The sequence below is a fragment of the Pseudomonas sp. S150 genome, from assembly GCF_004526365.1.
GTDB classification, from domain to species: Bacteria; Pseudomonadota; Gammaproteobacteria; order Pseudomonadales; family Pseudomonadaceae; genus Aquipseudomonas; species Aquipseudomonas putida_A.
The window spans coordinates 3,881,959-3,898,501 of the sequence record NZ_CP038207.1; the positions used below are offsets into that span (position 1 = coordinate 3,881,959).

Here is a 16,543-nt window from a genome sequence, read left to right on the forward strand (position 1 = left end):
CCGGAAACTTTCGCACTGCGCCACAGGTCACCTGATCATCACTTGGAGAACTCACCATGGCTCGGGCAATCTGGAAAGGCGCGATCAGTTTCGGACTGGTACACATCCCTGTCGCGCTGGTGTCGGCAACCTCTTCGCACGGCGTGGACTTTGACTGGCTCGACAGCCGCAGCATGGATCCGGTGGGTTATAAACGGGTAAACAAGGTCACCGGCAAGGAAGTCACCAAGGAGCACATCGTCAAAGGTGTGGCCTATGAAAAAGGTCGCTACGTAGTGCTCAGCGAGGAAGAGATCCGCTCGGCGCACCCGGTGTCGACACAGACCATCGACATTTTCTCCTTCGTCGATGCCGAGCAGATCCCGCTGCAAAACATCGATACGCCTTATTACCTGGCCCCGGACAAACGCGGCGGCAAGGTCTACGCGTTGCTGCGTGAAACATTGAGCAAAACCAACAAGGTCGCCCTCGCCCGTGTCGTCCTGCACACTCGGCAATATCTGGCGGCACTGATGCCACTGGAATCGGCATTGGTGCTGGTCAAACTGCGCTGGCCGCAGGAAGTCCGCGGCCTTGATGAGCTGGAGCTGGGCAGCGAAGTGACCAAACCGCAACTGGCCAAGGGCGAGTTGGACATGGCTAAACGTCTGGTGCAGGACATGAGCGGCGACTGGAGCCCGGAGGACTACAAGGACGAGTTTGAAGACAAGATCATGGCCCTGGTCGAGAAAAAGGCCCACGAAGGCAAGATCGAGGATGTCGAGACCGTGGGTGGCGAGGAGGAGCGCAAGTCTGCGGATGTTATCGACTTGACCGAGTTGCTTAAACGTAGCCTGGGCGGTAAAGCGCCGGCCAAAGCGAAGGCAAAAGAAAAGCCTGCCAGTAAGGCAGCCCCGGCGAGAAAGACCAAAAAGGCCTCGGGGGCGTAATCAGATGCGGTTCCTGTCAGGAAGCTGACAGGTTGGCTTTGAGAGACTCATCGCTCCCACAGTTGAAATGCGTTCTTTCCTGAACTCACATTCCACTGTAGGAGCCAGCCTGCTGGCGATGGCATAAACAGGCGCGATACACCGGTCAGATCAAAATGAAGATCGCCAGCAAACCGCCGAAAATCGCCCACTTCTCCATGTAGTAACGCGCACGATTACGCTTTTTCAGCTCTTTACCACGCAGGCGAACCTTGTAGATTTTGGTAAACAGGCGATTGATCCCACCGGTGCGGTCACCGGCGTCATTCGGCGCACCGGCCGCGGACATCACGGTACGGCTGAACCAGCTGTTGAACGCCGCCGCCCAGCGATATTTCATCGGGCGCTCGATGTCGCAGAACAGGATGATGCGGTTCTTGTCGGTGGTGTTTTCGGCGTAGTGGATGTAAGTCTCATCAAACATCACCGCTTCACCGTCGCGCCAGTGGTAGCTCTCGCCGTCGACATTGATGTAGCAACCGGCATCATTCGGCGTATCGAGACCCAGGTGGTAGCGGTACGAACCGGCATACGGGTCACGGTGGCGAACCAGTTTCGACCCAGGTGGCAGCTCGGCGAACATCGCCGCCTTGATCGAACCGATGCTCTGCACCAGCTCAGTGGTGCGCGGGCACAGCTTCATCGCCGACGGATGGCTCTCGCCGTACCATTTCAAGTAGAAACGCTTCCATCCACTTTTGAAGAACGAATTGAAACCGACGTCATCGTACTGATTCGAGCGCTTGATCTCACCGGCGCGCAGCAGGTTCTGCCCTTCCTGGCGAATTTCTTCCCAATGCGCCTGCAACGGGCTCAGGTCCGGAAACTCGGACGGATCGAGATACGGTTTGTTCGGCTTCTTCGAAAACAGGTAAAGGAAGCAGTTGATCGGGGCCAGAAACGTCGAGTGATCGCTCAGTTGACGGCCCAGTTTGTGACGCACACGTCCACGAAGGTGAACGTATGCAATCGAAATGACATAAATAGCGGCAATGATGAGTTTCACGGAAATCGTCACACGTCAAAAGTGAACAAACTGCGCGCCTGCCGGCCGGAGGCCCAGGGTCTGATGCAGTGGCATGAATACAAATACTATCCCGGTGGCACTTCCTTGAGCCCATGCCGTTAACGGCTATTGGGTAATCGGATGGCATTTTAGCCATACTTTGTAACCAATAGTGAACCTGATCTGTGAAAAACTGTCCGCTGAATCTGCCAAACAGCAGGCGCGACGTCATCGCCCTATCGTTTAAAGAGCCAGACCAGTACAATCGCCGCCAAACTTTACGCGCCCCCCTTGGTTGATGACGGGACTGTCCCGCTTCAGCGCACTTTGACTCGGGCCAAGCGCTCCAGCCGCACCCTCGCTACTCAGAATGCTTCGCAGGAAAAACCTTTGATTTCTACAGCTAACATCACGATGCAGTTCGGCGCCAAGCCGCTCTTCGAAAACGTTTCGGTCAAATTCGGCGCGGGTAACCGCTACGGCCTGATCGGCGCCAACGGTTGCGGCAAGTCGACCTTCATGAAAATCCTCGGCGGCGACCTCGATCCGTCCGGCGGTCAGGTCATGCTCGAGCCGAACGTCCGTCTGGGTAAATTGCGCCAGGACCAGTTCGCCTACGAAGAATTCACCGTGATCGATACTGTGATCATGGGTCACGAAGAGCTGTGGAAGGTCAAGGCCGAGCGCGATCGCATCTACTCGCTGGCGGAAATGAGCGAAGAAGACGGCATGGCTGTGGCCGAGCTGGAAACCGAGTTCGCCGAGATGGACGGCTACACCGCAGAATCCCGCGCTGGTGAACTGCTGCTGGGTCTGGGTATTCCGCTGGAACAGCATTTCGGCCCGATGAGCGAAGTCTCGCCAGGCTGGAAACTGCGCGTATTGCTGGCGCAGGCGCTGTTCTCCGATCCGGAAGTGCTGTTGCTCGACGAACCGACCAACCACCTGGACATCAACACCATTCGCTGGCTGGAAAACGTTCTGACCCAGCGTAACAGCCTGATGATCATCATCTCTCACGACCGTCACTTCCTGAACAGCGTGTGCACGCACATGGCTGACCTGGATTACGGCGAGCTGCGCCTGTTCCCGGGCAACTACGACGAGTACATGACCGTGGCGACCCAGTCCCGCGAGCAACTGCTGTCGGACAACGCCAAGAAGAAAGCGCAGATTTCCGAGCTGCAATCGTTCGTCAGCCGCTTCTCGGCCAACGCCTCGAAAGCCAAACAGGCCACTTCCCGCGCCAAGGCGATCGACAAGATCCAGCTGGCCGAGGTCAAGCCTTCCAGCCGCGTGAGCCCGTTCATCCGCTTCGAGCAGAACAAAAAGCTGCACCGTCAGGCGGTCATGGTCGAAAAAATGGCCAAAGGCTTCGACGGCAAGCCACTGTTCAAAGACTTCAGCTTCCAGGTTGAAGCCGGCGAGCGCGTAGCGATCATCGGCCCGAACGGTATCGGCAAAACCACCCCTGCTGCGTACCCTGGTCAACGAACTGACCCCGGATGCCGGTAGCGTCAAGTGGACCGACGCCGCGGAACTGGGCTACTACGCTCAGGACCATGCGCACGACTTCGAAGACGACGTGACGCTGTTCGACTGGATGGGTCAGTGGACTCAGGGCGAGCAGATGATTCGCGGCACTCTGGGCCGCATGCTGTTCTCCAACGACGAGATCCCTCAAGTCGGTCAAAGTGATTTCCGGTGGTGAGCAAGGTCGCATGCTGTTCGGCAAGCTGATCCTGCAAAAGCCGAACGTGCTGATCATGGACGAACCGACCAACCACTTGGACATGGAATCGATCGAGGCGCTGAACCTGGCGCTGGAAAACTACCCGGGCACGCTGATCTTTGTCAGTCACGACCGTGAGTTCGTATCGTCCCTGGCGACGCGCATCATCGAGCTGAGCGCCAACGGCGTGACTGACTTCAGCGGCACTTACGATGACTACCTGCGTAGTCAGGGTGTGGTGTTCTAAGAGCAGCTACGAGCCTCCAGCTTCAAGCGAAAGCCCTGTCGGTGTGACAGGGCTTTTTGCATTTCGGAGCCAATATTTATGCGGGCACCAACACCATCGCGAGCAGGCTCACTCCTACATTTGAAATGCGCCCCCTCCTGTAGGAGTGAGCCTGCTCGCGATGAGGCCACCAGCAACAATCGGAATAGCCAGGAAAAATAGTTAGCCTGCTTCCTTTTATTCCAGCACCCAGCCATGATGCCGACTCTCCCACCGCCGCCCGCGAACGAGTCCACATGTCTGCGCAGCAACCGCCTCCGCAAAGCTCCCTGGCGATCACCCTGCAGATCGTCTCCATCGTGTTCTACACCTTTGTCGCCTTCCTGTGCATCGGCCTGCCGATCGCGGTGCTGCCCGGTTATGTGCATGAGCAGCTGGGTTTCAGCGCCATTATTGCCGGGCTGGTCATCGGCTCGCAGTATCTGGCCACCCTGCTCAGTCGGCCGATGGCCGGACGCATGTCGGATACGCTGGGTACCAAACGGGCGATTGTTTTTGGCTTGTCGGGGATTGTGCTCAGCGGGCTGCTGACGCTGATCTCGACGCTGTTGCAGGACTTCCCGATGCCGAGCCTGATCATTCTGATCATCGGTCGACTGCTGCTCGGCGTCGCACAGGGCCTGATCGGCGTCGGTACCATCAGTTGGTGCATGGGCCAGGTCGGCGTCGAACACACGGCGAGGTCGATCGGCTGGAACGGTATTGCCTCCTATGGCGCAATAGCGATTGGCGCGCCACTGGGCGTGGTCATGGTCGCCGATTACGGCTTTGCCAGCCTGGGCATCGCTCTGTCGATATTGGCCGCCGGGGCCTTGGTGTTGATCCGCAATAAGCCTTCGGTGCCGGTGGTACGCGGCGAACGGCTGCCTTTTTGGGCGGTGTTCGGGCGGATTGCACCGTATGGGGCCAGTTTGACTCTGGCGTCGATCGGTTACGGCACGCTGACCACCTTCATCACCCTTTATTACCTCAACCGTGGCTGGAGCGGCGCGGCGTATTGCCTGACGGTATTCGGTGTATGTTTCATCCTGTCGCGGCTGCTGTTCATTTCGGCGATCAGCCGCTTTGGCGGTTTCAATTCGGCGATCGCCTGCATGAGCATCGAGACCGTCGGCCTGGTGTGTTGCTATGGCTGGCGCCCTCTACCGCGTTCGCCCTGATCGGCGCGGGACTGGCGGGATTTGGCTTGTCGCTGGTGTATCCGGCGGCGCTGGGGGTCGAGGCGATCAAGCAGGTGCCCAGCTCCAGCCGTGGCTCGGGGTTGGGGGCTTATGCGGTGTTCTTTGATCTGGCGCTGGCGATTGCCGGGCCGTTGATGGGCGCAGTGGCGTTGAATCTGGGGTATGCGTGGATTTTTTTCAGTGCGGCGCTGTTGTCAGTGATCGGGCTGGGGTTGACCTTGGTACTCAAGCACCACTCGACATCCTGAAATTACGTACAAATCACTGTGGGAGCGGGCTTGCTCGCGAAGGCGGTGGGTCAGTCAAAATATAGAGTGACTGATCTATCGCATTCGCGAGCAAGCCCGCTCTCACAGGGGAGATTGAGTCGTTTATTGATCCGCGGTCTGCATCCCCGCCCGGCTCGGCTTGCCCAGCGTGCGCGAGAAGAACTGCCCGGCCTCGGAGATCAGGTTGCGGTGAATGTCTTCGCGATCCACGCCGTCGGCGTCGGTGCACAACGCCGGCATGGCGCGGATCTGCTCTTCGTTGCACGGCGCCATGAATACGAAGTGCCCTGCCCCGGCCAGTAATTTGAAGTCCGGTGCGGTTGGCAGTTTGCGCGCCAGAGCCGCGGCGTTTTTGTCGAAGGCCACCAGTTTGTCGCCATCGCCGCTGTACAGCAGCACCGGCACATGCACATCCGCCAGGGTGCTACGGCCGAATTTCAGGCTTAGCGGTGCCATCAACAGCAGCGCATGCACACGCGGATCGGCCACTGGCTGCAAATCGTCGCGGTCGACGATCAGTTCACCCTGGGTGTTGCAGGCATCATGGTCGTCCGGGCGTTCCTGGCAGTAGCGGCGCAGACGATCCAGATCCGGCTGCGCGCCGGAGAGAATCAACGCGGTTTCGCCACCGGCCGAATAACCAATGACCCCGACCTGATCAGCGTTGACGAACGGCGAGAGCATCGGGTCGCCGAGGGTCGCGGTGATCGCTTCGGAAATCTGGATCGGCCGCCCATACAGATTGCTCAGGGTGCCGAGGCGGCTGTGGTCTTTGGAGTTGTCGCCGGGATGAATCACCGCGACCACCACAAAGCCCTTGCGTGCCAGCGAGGTGGCGAGGTCATGCAGCGCCAGCGGCGTTCCGGTGTTGCCGTGAGACAGCATCAGCATCGGAAAACGACCGATGGCCACCTTGGTGTCAGCGCCGGCCTCGACGGTGTAACCCTCAAGCAGGCTGCTATGTTCGCGGTCGCTGGAAGGATAGAAGGCGATGGCGCGCATCGGTTGCAGATCCAGCGGATCGAGGAATGTCATTTCGTGGTAACCGACACTCCAGACAGGGTGTCGCCCGGGCGCGGCATGCACTGAACCGAGGCTGCCGAGCAGGCAAATCAGTAACGTTGCACAAAGACGCATCATGGGATGGCCCACCCTGTGTTACTCAATCGAAAGATCCTTTGTGTTCCGACACGCCCCAAACCCTGAGGTTCGGAGATCCGGCGCAACGGTGCACTCAGACGTTGATCGTTTGACTGCATAACCCGGGCCAGATTATGCAACAGTCAGAAACAAAAAACTCCGCATCTGGCCCTTGCAGAACCAGAATACAGAGTTTTTTGAGGGGCTACCTGAACGGCAGCTGGTCTTTACGCAATGCTTACGCGGCGGCGAACAACTGCTCGCTGATCTTCGCCTGAGCAGCGCTCATCGCGTTGTTGCGCACTTCATCACCGTAGGCCAGACCTTCGGCACGGACGATTTCGATGTCGGTGATGCCGAGGAAGCCCAATACCAGCTTCAGATATTCCTCGTGAGCGATGCCGCTCGCCTGACCGGCATGGATGCCGCCGGAGGTGGAGACGATCACCACTTTCTTGCCACCGCACAGGCCTTCAGGGCCGGCTTCGGTGTAGCGGAAAGTCTGGCCGGCAACGGCGACGCGGTCGATCCAGGCCTTGAGCTGGGTCGGTACGGTGAAGTTGTACATCGGCGCGGCGATGACGATGGCGTCGGCAGCGATGAATTCAGCCAGGGTCGAAGCGCTCAGCTCGGCTTCGTGCTGTTGTGCGGCGTCGCGCAGTTCAGCGGTGGTACCGGCGGCCACCAGGGTGGTCGACGAGAAGTGGCTGATGGCGTCGGCGGCCAGGTCGCGGTAGGTGACCACGGCGGTTGGCTCGGCGGCTTGCCAGGCTTTGACGACTTGGCTGCTCAGCTGACGGGAAGCGGAGTTGTCGCCCAGAATGCTCGAATCGATGTGCAGCAGTTTCATGTGGAATCTCCTGTAAAGAATCGCCGGCGGCGACGGAATGGAGACAATCCTACGGAAGAAACCAATAGCTGATTAGCCGCCGACAATGCGATAGTTCGTCCCACTGATAGAACGGTGGACTTTTCATGCAGGACCTCAATGATCTCTACTATTTCGCCAAGGTGGTCGAGGCCGGTGGCTTCGCCGCAGCCGGGCGTTTGCTGGGCATTCCCAAGTCCCGCCTGTCACGGCGCATTGCCGAACTCGAAGAACGCCTCGGCGCCCGTCTGCTGCAACGCACCACGCGCCAGTTGAACCTGACCGCTGTTGGCGAGCGCTACTTGCGTCACTGTCAGGCGATGTTGCTGGAAGCGGAGATGGCCGACGAAGCGGTCGCCAGCATGTCCAGCGAGCCACGTGGCCGCCTGCGCGTATCCTGTCCTACCGGTCTGGCGCGGGAAATGTTGCCGTGGGTGATCAGCGAATTCCTCGGCAAATTCCCTCAGGTGCAACTGGAGGTGGTGCTGCTCAATCGCCGGGTGGATCTGGTTGCTGAAGGTTTCGACGTCGCGTTGCGTGTGCGCGAACTCGGTGATGAAGATCCGTTACTGGTGACTCGACGTTTGCGTCAGGCTCAAATGGTCGTCGTCGCCAGCCCGGCCTTTGTCGAGGGCAAAACCATCACTCATCCGCAGGACTTGAAGAACCTGCCGGTGCTCGGCGCGCTGGAGGCCGATCGCATGGTGCATGTGCGCTTGCTGGATGAGCAAGGCAACAGCGTCGAACTGAACATGGAGGCGCGGTTGGGCATCGATGACTTCATCGTGCGCAAGGCCTGTGTGCTCGCCGGCCAGGGTTTTACCCTGCTGCCGATGATGTATTGCGAAGCCGACCTTGAGAGCGGCGCGCTGGTGCAACTGTTGCCCGAGTGGTCGTTGCCCGGCGGCTGGTTGCAGGCGGTGTATCCGCATCGACGCGGGGTGATGCCGGCGGTGCGGGCATGGATCGATCATCTGGTCGAATCGTTCAATGCGTGTGGGGAGCGGTTGTTATGAACAAGGGAAAAATGAACGAAGCGGATGTCGCTGCCTTCTGCCTGGCCTTGCCGGGTGCGCGGGAGGATTACAAATGGGGCGGCGTGCGGGTGTTCTCGATTGCCGGCAACAAGATGTTTGCCCTGCAAGGGCTGCGCGGGGATTCATTGGCGTTCAAGGTCGACAAGGATCTGTTTCTCGGCCATTGCGACCGCCCGGGCATTCACCCTGCGCCTTATCTGGCGCGGGCGCAGTGGATCATCATGCACCCGCCCTACCCGCTGGGTGCCGAGGAGCTGCAGGGATTACTGACGCGTTCGCATCAATTGGTGGTAGGCAAATTGCCCAAAAAAACCCAAATCGGATTGTTGCTCTAGCTTTTTGATTTTGATTTTGGTGGGAGCGGGCTTGCTCGCGAAAGCGGTGTGTCAGACAACATATTCGTCCATTGGCACACCGCTTTCGCGAGCAAGCCCGCTCCCACATGGGTCATGTGTGAAGCTTAAATATGTGAAAGCAGGTTCGAACCGAGAAACAACTGATCGATCCAGAACACCTGATGCAGCGCCACAATCACCCAGAACAGAATCTGAAACGACACCTTGCGCGTCTTGTGCCGGAATACCTGTTGGGCGATCAGCGCGCCGGGCCAGCCGCCGGCCAGTTCCAGCGCATGCAGGATGTTTTCCGGTGTGCGCCACGCATCGGCGCGGGCCTTGCGCTTGTCTGCCCAGTACATGAAAAACGCCAGCACGCTGACCACGCCATAAGCAGTCAACGGCACCAGCGAGATGCCACGTAGCCACATCGACAGCGAGCCGAACAGCGGCAGCGCGCACACGATCAGCAGCACCGCCAGTTTCAGTTTCAGATGCTGAATGCCGCCACCGGACGGTCGTCCATCCGGGCGGCGCGCGCGGGAATCACTCATGGTTTCGCCGCCGACCAATCCACCCAGCCGAACTGCCAGGTCGCCAGAATCACCAGACCGAAAACAATCCGGTACCAGGCGAATGCCGCGTAACTGTGGCTGGCGATGAACTTGAGCAGACCGCGCACGGCGATCATGGCGAAGATGAACGCGGTGATGAAACCAATGGCGAACACCGGGAAGTCCGCCGGCACAAACAGATGGCGATACTTGTAACCGGAGTACACCGCCGCACCGACCATGGTCGGCATGGCCAGGAAGAACGAGAACTCGGTCGCGGTCTTGCGCGACAGGCCAAACAGCAGGCCGCCGATGATCGTCGAGCCGGAACGCGAGGTGCCGGGGATCATCGCCAGACACTGGGCGAAACCGACTTTCAGCGCGTCCTTCCAGGTGATCTCGTCCACGGTTTCGGCGTGCACTTCATGTTGCCGACGCTCGGCCCACAGCATGATCACACCGCCCACCACCAGCGCGGTCGCGACGGTGATCGGATTGAACAGGTATTGGTGAATCAGGTCGGCAAAAATCACCCCCAGCACCACCGCCGGCAGAAACGCGATCAGCAGGTTGGCAGTAAAACGCCGTGCACTCGGCTGGGTCGGCAAGCCGATCACCACGTCGAGAATCTTGCGGCGAAACTCCCAGACCACCGCAAGGATCGCGCCGAGCTGAATAATGATGTTGAACGCCATGGCCCGTTCGCCGCCGAACTCGAGCAGGTCGGCAACAATGATCTGGTGTCCGGTACTGGAAATGGGCAAAAACTCCGTCAGCCCCTCTACAACTCCAAGAATCAGTGCCTGCAAGGCGGTCCAAAGATCCATCAATCCCCCAAAGAGCGATGCACGCGGGCATGCCCCGATAATATTTTTCTAACGTTCACTGCGTTCAGCGTAGCTGTACCGATTCCGCGCGCACAGGATCCACACGAAACGGTCAAAATTCCGTGAAATATCAATTCGGATTCAGGTTTTCACGCGCGGGGCCGAAATCCTAACAGACAAGCCTTAATAGTGCTGCGGCGTTATACGACTTGGGTCGCGTATGCCTGACCACGCAAACGTGGTTGGATGCTGGCGTTGATTTATTACAAGAAAAAGAAATCGGAGTGACAGCGTTATGAACAGCTTGCGCAGTGTGTCGATCAGCCGACGCTTGTGGCTCATTTTGATTGTGGCGGTGGTCATGTTGTTGACCTTGGGCGTGTTGATGCTCAAGCAGATCCACGACGACCTGTACCACGCCAAGGCGCAGAAAACCCAGCATGTGGTGCAGACCGCCAGCGGCCTGCTGACCTATTACCACGACCTGGAAACCGCCGGCACCCTGACCCGCGACGTCGCGCAGAAACAGGCGTTGACCGCCATTCGTGGCCTACGCTACGACCAGAGCGATTACTTTTGGATCAACGACCTCACCCCCGTGATGGTCATGCACCCGACCAACCCCAAACTCGAAGGCCAGAACCTCTCGGCGATCCGCGACCCGGACGGTTTCGCGGTGTTCAACGAGATGGTCGCGATCGCCAAAAGCAAAGGCGCCGGCATGGTCAATTACCGCTGGCCCAAGCCCGGTGCCAGCGAACCGGTGGCGAAAACCTCCTACGTGAAACTGTTCGAACCGTGGGGCTGGGTGCTCGGTTCCGGGGTTTACGTCGATGATGTGCAGAGCGAGTTCCGGGGGCAGTTAATCAAGGCTTCAGTGATTGGTTTGGTGATCGCCGTGATCATGGCCCTGCTGGTGATTTTGATTGCCCGCAGCATCGTCCGTCCGTTACAGGAAACCGTGAACGCCATGGCCAACATCGCCAGCGGCGAGAGCGACCTGACCCGCAGCCTCGACACCCACGGTCAGGACGAAGTCACGCAACTGGCGCATCACTTCAACGCCTTCACCGCCAAGTTGCGCCGGGTCATCGGTGACCTGCAGGTTTCGGCCAGTGCGCTGGGTCAGTCGTCCAGTGAACTGGGCAACGATGCGACTCAGGCCCAGCAGCGCAGCCAACAGCAATCGCAGCAGATGGAACTGGTGGCGACCGCGATCAACGAAGTCACCTACGGCGTACAGGACGTAGCGAAGAACGCCGAACATGCTGCCGCTGAAATGCGCGATGCCGAAGCTCAGGCGCAGCAGGGCCAGATCAACATCGACGGCAGTCTGCAACAGATCGACAAGTTGTCCGGAACCATTGACCAAGCGGTCGAAGTGATTCGCACCCTGGCGGCCGAAAGTACGCAGATCGGCAGTGTGCTGGAGGTGATCCGTTCGATTGCCGAGCAGACCAACCTGCTGGCGCTCAACGCGGCCATCGAAGCGGCCCGCGCCGGGGAACAGGGCCGGGGCTTTGCGGTGGTGGCCGATGAAGTGCGGCTGCTGGCGCAGCGCACGCAAAAGTCGACGGCGGAAATCCAGAGCATGATCGAACGCCTGCAGAATCATTCCGAAGCGGCGGTGAAAGTCATTGGCGACAGCAGCAAGGCCTCGCAACTGACCATCGAACAGGCCGGCCTCGCCGGTGCCAGCCTTAACGCGATCGGCCAGGCGCTGCGCAATCTCAACGGCCTGAATGCCTCGATTGCCAGCGCCACACTGCAACAGGCGCATGTGGTCGAGGACATCAACCAGAACGTCACGCAGGCCGCCGGTCTGTCGCACAGTACGGCGCTGGCGGCGGAGCAGTCGAGTGCGGCGAGCGTGAAGTTGGGGCAATTGAGTGAACAGCTGAACCAGCTTCTGCGCCAGTTCCGCGTCTGACCCCGCTCCCCCTGTAGGAGTGAGCCTGCTCGCGATAGCGTCGTATCAGTCAACCACAGAGCGGCTGACCCACCGCCATCGCGAGCAGGCTCACTCCTACAGGTTTTTGGGTACAATCCGCTCCCTCCTCAACTCCCCCAAGGAACCCCCATGTCCGGGCTTGAACTGTTTGCCGCCGCCCTCGGTGTGATCGCCGTCTGGCTGACGGTCAAACAGAATCCGTGGTGCTGGCCGATCGGGCTGGTCATGGTCTTGCTGTACAGCTGGATTTTCTATGACGTGAAGCTGTACTCGGACATGTTGCTGCAAGTGATTTACGCCGCGCTGCAAGTCTACGGCTGGTGGCAATGGACCCGCGCCGGGACGATGCATGACGGCCGTGAAGTCACGCGTCTGGATCGGCGCTCGATCCTGCTCGGTCTGAGTATCGGGGCACTGGGCAGCCTGCTGCTCGGCGCGGCCATGGCGCACTGGACCGACGCGGCGCAGCCGTGGCTCGATGCCGCGCTGACGGCGTTCAGCCTGGTTGCGCAATTGTGGATGGCGCAGAAACGCCTGCAATGCTGGGCGCTGTGGTTCGTGCTGGATGTGATTTTCGTCGGTCTGTTCCTGTACAAGGGTCTGTACCTCACCGCCGCGCTGTATGCCCTGTTCACCCTGATTGCTGTGCAAGGCTGGCGCGAATGGCGCGCCGATCCGGCGTTGCAGCGATGAAGGTAGTTGTCCTCACCGGCCCGGAATCCACCGGCAAGAGCTGGCTGGCCGCTGGCCTTCAGGCGCGCTTCGGCGGCCTGCGGGTGGACGAATACGTGCGCTGGTTCATCGAGCAGAATCCACGCGATACCTGCCTCAACGACATCCCCGCTATCGCCCGTGGGCAGCTGCAATGGGAAGATCAGGCGCGGGCGCAGCAACCGCAATTGCTGATTCTCGATACCCATTTGCTGAGCAACATCCTCTGGAGCCAGACCCTGTTTGGCGACTGCCCGGCGTGGCTGGAACCCGAGCTGCTGGCCCGGCATTACGACCTGCATCTGCTGTTGTCGCCGGAGCAGATCGACTGGACCGACGACGGCCAACGCTGCCAGCCGCAACTCAGCGAACGCATGGCGTTCTTTCAGGCCACCCGCGACTGGCTGGAACAACAACGGCAACCGCTGCAGATCATTCAGGGCGATTGGGATGAGCGGCGGTCTCAGGCTTTCGAAGCCGTGGCGCGTTTAATGGCTGATTGACCTGGCAAACAGCTCCTTTCGAAGCCCAAGTGTCCATTCTTGAAACACCCGACTCCGCGCAAAGCAGCCGTTTAAATGGCCTTCATCATTCTGCAAGGGCATCTGTTACGCCAGTGAAACAGTCCCCGGCAAACCCTTGTTCCAGAGCTTTGCACCGCCCCTGCCCCCGCCGCTGTCGGCGTGACTGTTTCAGCGCTGAAACAGGTTATGTATCAAGATTGCGTGCCGCAGCGCCAACCCGTTGAAAACAATAGACAACTAAAAAGCGGCACAGCTTTCGCTCTCTCCTTCCCAACGCTGACAAGAGCCAGCCCACTGAAGAAGGAATTGCCGCCGTGGGGAATATCAATAAAGGCCTGACCTGCCTTCTGCTGATTGGATCAGCCGCCAGCACATTCATCAGTTTCAACGTTCAGGCCGAAGGCAATGGCGTGATCGTTCTCAACCGCGACGTCCAGCCTATTGCAATCGGGCGCAGCGGTGGCAAAGACCCGTATCCAACCACGGTCAACGCCAACCCTTCCGATCGAATCCATCAAGCGATGACCAGCACCGAACTCAGTGATGGCGACTTTGCCAGTGTCGCCAGCGGCGCTTCGATCCGCAGCAACATGATCACGCCGAACTCGGACATGCCCGGCATGAACGTGCTGACCAACCCCAACGGCCTGCCTGGCATGAGTGCCGGTCACGGCGGCGGCGGTGGCGGCACGATCTCCAACACGATCAATCGCTCGCTGAGCACCGGTCTGGCGCCGCTGACTCGCATGGCTGGAGGTCAATGAGATGAATCGTTCCCTTCTGCTGCTTGCCCTCTTCAGCTGTGCCAGCGTCATGGCCGATCCGAGTTCCGTGAACAACGCAGACATCCAGGATACCGGTGTGCAGTACCGCGGCAACTTCAATGTCAACCAGGCCGCCGGCGACCAGATGCAACAGACCAACACCAAAGCGATCGCCATTGGCACCAATGCCAGTGCCACCACCATCGTCAGGCAAAAGCTGGATACCCCTGCCAACCCGTCGATGAACGCCAGCGCCACCATTGGCGGCACCTCTTTCAGTAATGGCAACGGGATCCTGGGCGTGAACCAGGGCGCCGGTGCCAACAACCAGATGGCCAACGTGACGCGCGTCAGCATCAGTGCTGCCCCGCAAAGCGTTGACGACAGCGCCCTGTCGCAACAGAACGTGGCGCTTTTACCGAGCTCAGGAGCAACTGGCACCTCACCCGGCAGTCGCCAGGTCACGACAAGTGATCAGGCCTTCACCGGCAGCCGAGGGGTGATTCAGGTGAACCAGAGTGCCGGGGTGGGGAACCGTATGGCTAACACCCTGAGCATCCGGGTCGCTGACTGACCCAAACAACAAAAGCAGTGCAATTAGAAAGTACCAACACTTAACCAACTAATAAGCACGATGGAGAAACACCATGAAAACTACAATGGCTCTCAAACCACTGGTTTTCGCACTTGCAGCAGTAATGGCAATGGCGGCTCAAGCAGGCGGCAATGATCATGGTAACAACGGTGGTCACGGTCACAATCCTCCTCCACCAAAAGGCCCTACCCTGGAAGAACTGCTGCAAATCGGCGCAGGTGCCGGTGCTGCAGTGCTCGACGTGCAAAACAACGGCGGTAACACCGTCCTGAACCAGGGCACCCAGAACAACGCCGGCATCAGTGGCTCGCTTAACGGCGCCAACGGCAACATCGGGGCCAACAACGTGGCCGGTGACGGCAACCAGCAAGACAACGCCGCGGCTCTGGCCACCGCTGACGAAAGCTTCATCTTCGGCTCTGCGGTGTCCGCTTCCAGCGCCACTCAAGTCAACAGCAACAACACCGTTGGCAACTACTCCAGCACCAACAACGCCGGCATGAACAACGTCGGCAACAGTGGCTCGGGTAACATTGGCGTGAACAACGCTGCCGGCAACTTCAACCAACAGAAAAACAACCTGGCAATCGCTGTGTCCGGTGGTCGTGTAGCGCAAGCCGCTGCTGCTGCCAACCAAAGCACTACCGGTCTGCAAGTCGGCAACAACGGCACTCAGACCTACAAAAAAGACACCCTCACTGGCACTGTCGCCGCCGTCGGCGTATTCGGCGCCGTGGGCGAAGCTACCATCAAAGGTGACAGCCACGGCGGTGGCGGTTATGGCAACGACGACAAAGGCCATGGCGGCAATGGCGGCAGCAAAGATCAGAAAGCCACCTTCGAAGCTGTGGGTGCCTTCGGTCTTGCTGGTGTAACCACGCAACAAGTGCTGACCCCAGACGGCTGGAAAAACCCAGTTACCAACAACGCCAGCATGACCAACGTAGGCAACAACTGGTCGGGTAACGGTGGCTTCAACAACGCTGCCGGTGTTGGCAACCAACAAAGCAACTCGCTGTCCATCGCTGCAGGTTGCAAAGCCTGCATGTAATCGCGATCGAAACGAAAGCCCCGGAAACGGGGCTTTTCCTCAGTCCGCAAAGGCGTATCGATCATGCGTAAGACTGCCTTTATCGCCCTGCTTTGCCTGTCCGGCCTGACCCAGGCTGCCCAGATGCCCGTCGCTGCCCTGCCTGGCGGCGTACTCATCTACAAGAACGTGCAAAGCATTCGTGAACGCAAGTTTGCCGACATCGTCGAACAAAAAACCGATTTCAGCTGCGGCGCCGCCGCACTGGCCACGGTACTGCGCCAGGCTTATTGGCTCGACGTCGATGAAGAGCACATCATCAAAGGCATGCTGGTCAACGCTGACCAGGACCTTGTTCGTACCCAAGGTTTCTCCATGCTGGACATGAAACGCTACATAGAAAGCATCGGCATGCGCGCCAGGGGCTACAAGATTCCACCGGAAAAACTCGACGACGTAACAATCCCGGTGGTGGTACTGATGGAAATTCGCGGCTACAAGCATTTCGTGGTGCTGCAGCGTTCGGACAAGGATTGGGTTTATATCGGAGATCCCGTCTTAGGCCACAAACGCTACGCCCATGATGACTTTGTCAAAGGTTGGAACGGCATCGTCTTCGCCATCGTCGGCCCCGGTTATGACAAAACCAATGCATTGCGCATGCCGCCGACCCCGCTGACCGCGAAGAACAAGCTGGATAACTTCAACCCTGTCAGAGATGCCGAATTGATGGACTTCGGGTTCATACAGAGCGACTTCTTTTAA

The 16,543-nt window shown here is 59.1% G+C and carries 15 protein-coding genes and 2 pseudogenes; 12 read left to right on the forward strand and 5 right to left on the reverse strand.

Annotation, left to right across the window (positions count from 1 at the left end; translation table 11 throughout):
- Positions 1-56: 56 nt before the first annotated feature.
- Positions 57-929 (forward strand): Ku protein, encoded by an 873-nt coding sequence (locus tag E3Z29_RS17720; RefSeq protein WP_134786487.1) that lies wholly within the window; start codon positions 57-59, stop codon positions 927-929.
- 145 nt (positions 930-1,074) lie between these two features.
- Here E3Z29_RS17720 and lpxO read toward each other — a convergent pair whose 3' ends face one another.
- A complete protein-coding gene (lpxO, locus tag E3Z29_RS17725; protein ID WP_098968420.1) occupies positions 1,075-1,974 on the reverse strand; it encodes a lipid A hydroxylase LpxO in 900 nt (299 codons plus the stop codon).
- Positions 1,975-2,364: 390 nt separating this feature from the next.
- Between lpxO and E3Z29_RS17730 the strand changes: the two are divergent.
- A pseudogene (locus E3Z29_RS17730) lies at positions 2,365-3,953 on the forward strand (ABC-F family ATPase).
- A 275-nt stretch (positions 3,954-4,228) separates the two neighbouring features.
- Positions 4,229-5,421 (forward strand): annotated as a pseudogene (locus E3Z29_RS17735) (MFS transporter).
- Positions 5,422-5,544: 123 nt separating this feature from the next.
- On the opposite strand, the gene E3Z29_RS17740 reads toward E3Z29_RS17735, so the two are convergent.
- Both E3Z29_RS17740 and E3Z29_RS17745 read right to left on the reverse strand, forming a co-directional pair.
- Positions 5,545-6,582, reverse strand: a complete 1,038-nt coding sequence (locus E3Z29_RS17740) for a dienelactone hydrolase (RefSeq protein WP_123586467.1) — start codon at positions 6,580-6,582, stop codon at positions 5,545-5,547.
- A gap of 238 nt (positions 6,583-6,820) precedes the next feature.
- A complete protein-coding gene (locus tag E3Z29_RS17745) occupies positions 6,821-7,432 on the reverse strand; it encodes an FMN-dependent NADH-azoreductase (protein ID WP_027612710.1) in 612 nt (203 codons plus the stop codon).
- Between the two features lie 125 nt (positions 7,433-7,557).
- On the opposite strand from E3Z29_RS17745, the gene E3Z29_RS17750 reads away from it, so the two are divergent.
- Complete coding sequence (locus E3Z29_RS17750) at positions 7,558-8,466, forward strand: LysR substrate-binding domain-containing protein (RefSeq protein WP_007964611.1); 909 nt, start codon at positions 7,558-7,560, stop codon at positions 8,464-8,466.
- Positions 8,463-8,822, forward strand: a complete 360-nt coding sequence (locus tag E3Z29_RS17755; RefSeq protein WP_027612709.1) for an MmcQ/YjbR family DNA-binding protein — start codon at positions 8,463-8,465, stop codon at positions 8,820-8,822. Before E3Z29_RS17750 ends, E3Z29_RS17755 begins: the two co-directional genes overlap by 4 nt.
- 125 nt (positions 8,823-8,947) lie before the next feature.
- Here the strand turns inward: E3Z29_RS17755 and E3Z29_RS17760 are convergent, their stop codons facing one another.
- Together E3Z29_RS17760 and E3Z29_RS17765 are read right to left on the reverse strand one after the other, a co-directional pair.
- Complete coding sequence (locus E3Z29_RS17760) at positions 8,948-9,376, reverse strand: DUF1294 domain-containing protein (protein WP_027612708.1); 429 nt, start codon at positions 9,374-9,376, stop codon at positions 8,948-8,950.
- Positions 9,373-10,203, reverse strand: a complete 831-nt coding sequence (locus tag E3Z29_RS17765; protein WP_098964138.1) for an undecaprenyl-diphosphate phosphatase — start codon at positions 10,201-10,203, stop codon at positions 9,373-9,375. Before E3Z29_RS17765 ends, E3Z29_RS17760 begins: the two co-directional genes overlap by 4 nt.
- 295 nt (positions 10,204-10,498) lie before the next feature.
- On the opposite strand from E3Z29_RS17765, the gene E3Z29_RS17770 reads away from it, so the two are divergent.
- The 7 genes from E3Z29_RS17770 to E3Z29_RS17805 all read left to right on the forward strand — a co-directional run bounded on the left by E3Z29_RS17770 (position 10,499) and on the right by E3Z29_RS17805 (position 16,543).
- Positions 10,499-12,133, forward strand: a complete 1,635-nt coding sequence (locus E3Z29_RS17770; RefSeq protein WP_134786488.1) for a methyl-accepting chemotaxis protein — start codon at positions 10,499-10,501, stop codon at positions 12,131-12,133.
- A gap of 150 nt (positions 12,134-12,283) precedes the next feature.
- On the forward strand, positions 12,284-12,847 hold the full coding sequence (gene pnuC, locus E3Z29_RS17780; RefSeq protein ID WP_134786489.1) for a nicotinamide riboside transporter PnuC: 564 nt from the start codon (positions 12,284-12,286) through the stop codon (positions 12,845-12,847).
- Positions 12,844-13,368, forward strand: a complete 525-nt coding sequence (locus E3Z29_RS17785) for an AAA family ATPase (RefSeq protein WP_027612704.1) — start codon at positions 12,844-12,846, stop codon at positions 13,366-13,368. Before pnuC ends, E3Z29_RS17785 begins: the two co-directional genes overlap by 4 nt.
- 335 nt (positions 13,369-13,703) lie before the next feature.
- A complete protein-coding gene (locus E3Z29_RS17790; protein WP_098964142.1) occupies positions 13,704-14,153 on the forward strand; it encodes a hypothetical protein in 450 nt (149 codons plus the stop codon).
- A 1-nt stretch (position 14,154) separates the two neighbouring features.
- Positions 14,155-14,727 carry an adhesin gene (locus E3Z29_RS17795; RefSeq protein WP_098964143.1) on the forward strand — a complete coding sequence of 191 codons (573 nt, stop codon included), beginning with the start codon at positions 14,155-14,157 and terminating at the stop codon, positions 14,725-14,727.
- A 73-nt stretch (positions 14,728-14,800) separates the two neighbouring features.
- Positions 14,801-15,799 (forward strand): heme utilization protein, encoded by a 999-nt coding sequence (locus E3Z29_RS17800; RefSeq protein WP_098964144.1) that lies wholly within the window; start codon positions 14,801-14,803, stop codon positions 15,797-15,799.
- A 63-nt stretch (positions 15,800-15,862) separates the two neighbouring features.
- Positions 15,863-16,543, forward strand: a complete 681-nt coding sequence (locus E3Z29_RS17805; protein ID WP_134786490.1) for a C39 family peptidase — start codon at positions 15,863-15,865, stop codon at positions 16,541-16,543.